Here is a 4,575-nt window from a genome sequence, read left to right as displayed (position 1 = left end):
GTGTCCTCCCGCCGCTGCAGGGGCATGATGCCGTGGGTGGTGACGAACTCCTGGGGGACCTGGGCGATCAGGCCGGGATCCACCTTGATGGCATCCGTGTCGAGCAACTTGGCGCCGCTTTGGACCGCCAAGCTCATTTGGAGCTGTTCCTGGGTGACCCAGTCCAGCCGCAGGAGCACGTCGCCCAGCATGATCCCGGTTTTTTTGGATTCCGTGAGGGCCATTTCCAGTTGATCCTGGTCGACGTACCCCAGGTCGATAAGAATATCGCCAATGCGTTTTGCCATCTTACTGCCCTGTTGCCGTTGATTGGGCGGTGTCGAGATACCGCCTGAGGATTTGGATGCGCCGGGTAATGGTTTCCTTGTCGGTTGCAGAAGGTCCTGATGGGAATCGCAGGGCGGCTTCGTAATGGGTCACCGCCTGCGGATAGAAGCCCAGCGCATCGCAGGTTACCGCCAGGTTGAACTGAAGCCCGGGATCGTCGGGTCGTTCCGTTTCGGCTTCGCGATACAGTTCCAGGGCCTCGGGGAGCCGGTTCATTCGGGCAAAGGCCACGGCTCGGTGAAAGCGAATTTCCCAAGGGGTTGCATCCGACAGCGCGGCCGCCCGGTCCAGGTAGTCCAGGGCCTTTTCCGCTGCGCCCATGCCGATTGCCGCCATGGCCAGGTTCAACAGCACCCCCTGGGGTCGCGGATTTGAGCCTTCCAGTCGTTCGAGAAGGGGGGCGGCCTCGGTGTATTTTCCCTGCTGCATATATGCGGCGGCTAGGTTCAGCATGGTGCCCGGATGGTTTGCATGGGTCTTGAGGACCTGACGGTAAAGGCGGGTGGCCTCAGCCAGGCGGCCGTTGCGATGGTAGGCGCGGGCCTTCTTGTAAAACAGGTCATCCTCAACATTGGCCCGGCTGTTTTTGTGGACCGCCGCGTGTGTGTTCAACTTGCCCATGGTTCCGGATGCTTGACCGATCTTGGGCGAGGCGACCGGCGGCGCGGGTGCGCGGGATCGTCGGAATTCCACCGGCCGGTGTTTCTCACCTTGGTCGGTTTTAACCGGACCGGGTTCGAAGGCCCGGGAGAGGATGTTCGGTTCCCGCCGAGAGGACTCAACAGCAGCGTCGACCTGCAACGCGGTCTCGGCGGCAGGCGGGACCGCCGGTTTCCCATCGGTCGGTTGTGGTGCCGCAGCGGCCACGCCGGGGCGGGGGTCCGGCATGTCGCCGTCTACCGTCGCAGACGGCGGCACCGCAACCGGCACGGCCGTGGCCAGGCGGTTGTCCGCCGGTGAATCCTCGGAAACCGGGGTTTCGGCTTGACGATTTACCGATGCCGGCCGGGCCTCACCATCGGACCGAAGCTGTACCTCGGATGTCGTCTCAATGGGATGGTTCGCCGGTGGTAAGGATCGTCCTGGCTGGGGTGTCATCACTAGCAGGGCGTTGCCTGTGCTCGATTGCAGCAGGTGAGTTCCGTAAAGGACCGCAATGGTCAACAGGATCAACCCTGCCAGAACGACGAGCCAGCGCCTGCTTATCCGAGGCCGGTCGGATACATCGATAAAGCCCTTAACAACGGGGCTTCCCGTGGTCTCACGACTCTTTTTCCTCAGGGCGTCGTTCATCAGGCTCATGCATTCGACTCCGGTTTGACTTCATCCGACGGTGACGCGTTCTATCGGGTAACCACCTGGGCCAGGATCTGATCGCTGCTGTTGATTCGATTGGCGGTCACGGCTGCGTCTTCAACCGATACAAAAAGACCGGTATATATTTCATTATCGCCCGCCGGACCTGTTTCCATTAGGCTGTCATAGCCAATTTCTGAAATAAATCTAATAATTTCGGACTCCGACAGGTCCGGCCGTCCCGGTAGCACCCGGACCGTCCACGGTGCATGGATGATTCGGGCTTCTGTTAACTGGTGCTCATTTCTGTAACGGACGGCCTGGTCCCGGTTTTCGAATTTCCCGGCCAGGATCCGGTACCACTGGCCGCCCTCCACGGCTTGCCAGTGAGCGGCTATGGCTTTTTGGCGATATTGGGCCACGCTCCGTCTGGCGCGCGCGACGGTGCGAAACGACCCCAACTGGAGGGCATAGGCAGCGGGCGAGGGGGTCGGCGGCGTGACCCGTTCCTTATCAACTGGACCCGGCGGACAGGCGCCGCCCGTCGTGCGGGAGGTATCCGCGCTTATTTCACACGCGGCCACCTTACCGGCGGTCAGTTCTGTTGTCGAGGGGGCAAGGCAAACCCCGTCGGAATTGGGTTGCTGGACCCCCGCAGCCGGCTCCGCGGTCTCCTGGATTACCGCGGGTCGGGGCTGAACCGGTGTGGCAGCCGCCTGGTCGCCGGGGCGCAGGGCCCAAACCACGGCGGCAAAGAGTACCAGCACCAGCATTGCGGCTGCAGGCAATCCGCAGCGCAGGATGGGGCCGCCGTTTCGGTGCCCTCGAATATCCGGGTCAGGCAGCTCGGCCAGGGCCCGGTTCACATGGGCAGGATCGAGGACTGGCGCATCGCTGACGTAGCCGGCAGTGAGGGTAAAATCGCAGATTTTGTTGATCAACCGCGGGATGCCGCCGGACCGCTTATGGATCAGTTGCGTGGCGGCATGGGAAAAAGAGACCTGACCCGTGTTGCCGGCCACGGAGAGCCGTCGGGAGATGTAGGCTGCGGTTTCCTGGACGGTCAACGGGTGGAGGCGGCAATGCACGGCGATGCGCTGCTTCAACTGCCGCAACCGCTCGTTGGCCAGCATCTCCAGCAGTTCCGGCTGACCGGAGAGGACCACCTGGATGAGTTTTCGCTTATCCGACTCCAGGTTGGACAGCAGGCGCAGGTCCTCTAATGTCTCGGGCGTCATGGTCTGTGCATCGTCGATGATCACCACGAAGGGACGGTTGGTACTGTCGGTCAGCAGGTGCTGGTTGAGCTGGTCGATCAATGCCTTTTTGGTGGTCTGGGGCGGCGGGGGCGTTCCCAGGTCCTCGAGGATGCTGGCCAGCAATTCATGGCCGGAAAGGGATGGATTGATCACGTAGACGGTTTCGGCGTCGAGGCTCAGCCGATCGAGCAGCGCCCGGCACAAGGTGGTTTTGCCGGTGCCCACCTCACCGGTAAGCAGGACGAAGCCCATGCGCCCGTCGATGGCGTAGCTGATCTTGTCGAGCACCTGCTGGTGGCAGCTGGCTGAGAAGAGAAACTCCGGGTCCGGGGTGATGGCGAAGGGGGCTTCGCTGAGCTGGTAATGCGCTAAATAGACCCGATCCGGTGGCGTGTCCACAGGGTCGGTGAAGACAAGTTTGAACATGGGTTCCGACATCGGAATCCTCTGGTTTGCGGGTCCGGCTAAAAGGGGCGATCAGGGAAAATAGCGTCTGATCATTTCCGGGCTTCTCCACCAATTATCGGTCTGGATGGTGAGTTCTTTAATTTGTTTTTCAACATCCTGACGAAGGGCTTCGAAGGCCTCGGGATCCAGCCGGCGGGGCACATGGAAGGGCGGGGTGAAACGGATGAATACCCGGGAGAAGGGTTTGGGTACCATGAAGCGGTCCCAGCTGCTGAAAACCCAGCGCCGCTCGGCAGAGGTGACCACCGGCAGGATGGGTGCGCCGGAGAACTGGGCGATGGTGATCAGGCCAGGCTTGACCACCCCGAAAGGCCCCTGGGGGCCGTCGACGATGTGCCCGACGCGATATCCACGGCGGGTCAGGGATCGGAGCGCTTTGAGGGCCTGGACGCCGCCTCTCGTAGACGACCCCCGCACCGAGCGCCACCCCAGTATGTCTGCCACCCGGGCGATCATCTCACCGTCCCGGCTCTGGCTGATCATGATGGCGATGGGCTTTCTGGTGGCAAAGAAGGTGATGCCCGGGAAAAACCGCTGGTGCCAGGATGCGTAGACCACGGTGCCGTGGGTATCGAGCGCATCCTGTTCGTGCTGCGCGTCCACTAATCGGCAGCGGTAGGTGCGCGAGATGAGTTTGACCAGCACCAGACCGCCCCGGGGGTAGAGCTGATGGTAACAGAAATCCTTGATGGTTTCCTTGATTCTCATGGAAGCGTCGGTTTAGGAACAAAGAAAAATTGGCAGGCCAGGAGGGATTCGAACCCCCAACACCCGGATTTGGAGTCCGGTGCTCTACCAATTCGAGCTACTGGCCTGCAAGGTGGTTGGGGGCATCTTATACAACAGAAATTGGCAAAAGTCTGCCAAAAAATTAATCGAGGGCTGCCGTTCCCCCGCTGGGGCCAATCTGCTTCAATATCTCATTTTTTAAAAAGCGCCGCACGACTGACCCGGACAGGGGGACGCGCTATCTGTTCAAATCCGATCTGCCTGCACAGTTTAACCTCTTTGTCGAACAGTTTCCGGGAGGTATGAATTTTAGGCTCGACCAGCAGATAGGTTCCGCCCTCCTTTAAATAGGAATACCAGGTCCCCAAAAGAGCCGCTTTGTCTTGGACTTCATGCAGCATCCAGAACGTGAGAATGAAATCGATTGGCCGGTCGATATATTTGTTTTCACTGCCTGCTCGTACCGTCTGGATTCGCTGCCCGGCATCCTGTTTCC

At 60.5% G+C, this 4,575-nt stretch carries 5 protein-coding genes and 1 tRNA gene; all 6 read right to left on the bottom strand.

Annotated features, from left to right (window positions below):
* Positions 1 to 287, bottom strand: a 287-nt coding sequence (locus ABYV26_RS21515) for a hypothetical protein (RefSeq protein WP_372683413.1), incomplete at its 3' end; no start/stop codon positions are given.
* A 1-nt stretch (position 288) separates the two neighbouring features.
* Entirely contained in the window at positions 289 to 1,629 is a 1,341-nt protein-coding gene (locus ABYV26_RS21510) for a tetratricopeptide repeat protein (protein ID WP_372683412.1), read from the bottom strand.
* A gap of 41 nt (positions 1,630 to 1,670) precedes the next feature.
* The gene (locus ABYV26_RS21505; RefSeq protein ID WP_372683411.1) at positions 1,671 to 3,308 is read right to left on the bottom strand and encodes an AAA family ATPase; all 1,638 of its coding nucleotides are present in this window, start codon (positions 3,306 to 3,308) and stop codon (positions 1,671 to 1,673) included.
* 51 nt (positions 3,309 to 3,359) lie between these two features.
* Positions 3,360 to 4,058: a lysophospholipid acyltransferase family protein gene (locus ABYV26_RS21500; RefSeq protein ID WP_372683410.1), complete on the bottom strand. Its 699-nt coding sequence runs from the start codon at positions 4,056 to 4,058 to the stop codon at positions 3,360 to 3,362.
* A 30-nt stretch (positions 4,059 to 4,088) separates the two neighbouring features.
* Positions 4,089 to 4,165, bottom strand: a tRNA-Trp gene (locus ABYV26_RS21495).
* 105 nt (positions 4,166 to 4,270) lie between these two features.
* Positions 4,271 to 4,575, bottom strand: a 305-nt coding sequence (locus ABYV26_RS21490; RefSeq protein ID WP_372683409.1) for a class I SAM-dependent methyltransferase, incomplete at its 5' end; no start/stop codon positions are given.

It is taken from the genome of Desulfosarcina sp. (genome assembly GCF_041551955.1).
Classification (GTDB): domain Bacteria; phylum Desulfobacterota; class Desulfobacteria; order Desulfobacterales; family Desulfosarcinaceae; genus Desulfosarcina.
Note: the sequence above shows the minus strand (reverse complement) of the source record. Positions and strands in the feature narration are given on the sequence as shown.

Coding starts and splice junctions, on each gene's coding strand:
- ABYV26_RS21510 (WP_372683412.1), bottom strand. CDS start 1,629: ATGAGCCTGATGAACGACGCCCTGAGGAAAAAGAGTCGTGAGACCACG.
- ABYV26_RS21505 (WP_372683411.1), bottom strand. CDS start 3,308: ATGTTCAAACTTGTCTTCACCGACCCTGTGGACACGCCACCGGATCGG.
- ABYV26_RS21500 (WP_372683410.1), bottom strand. CDS start 4,058: ATGAGAATCAAGGAAACCATCAAGGATTTCTGTTACCATCAGCTCTAC.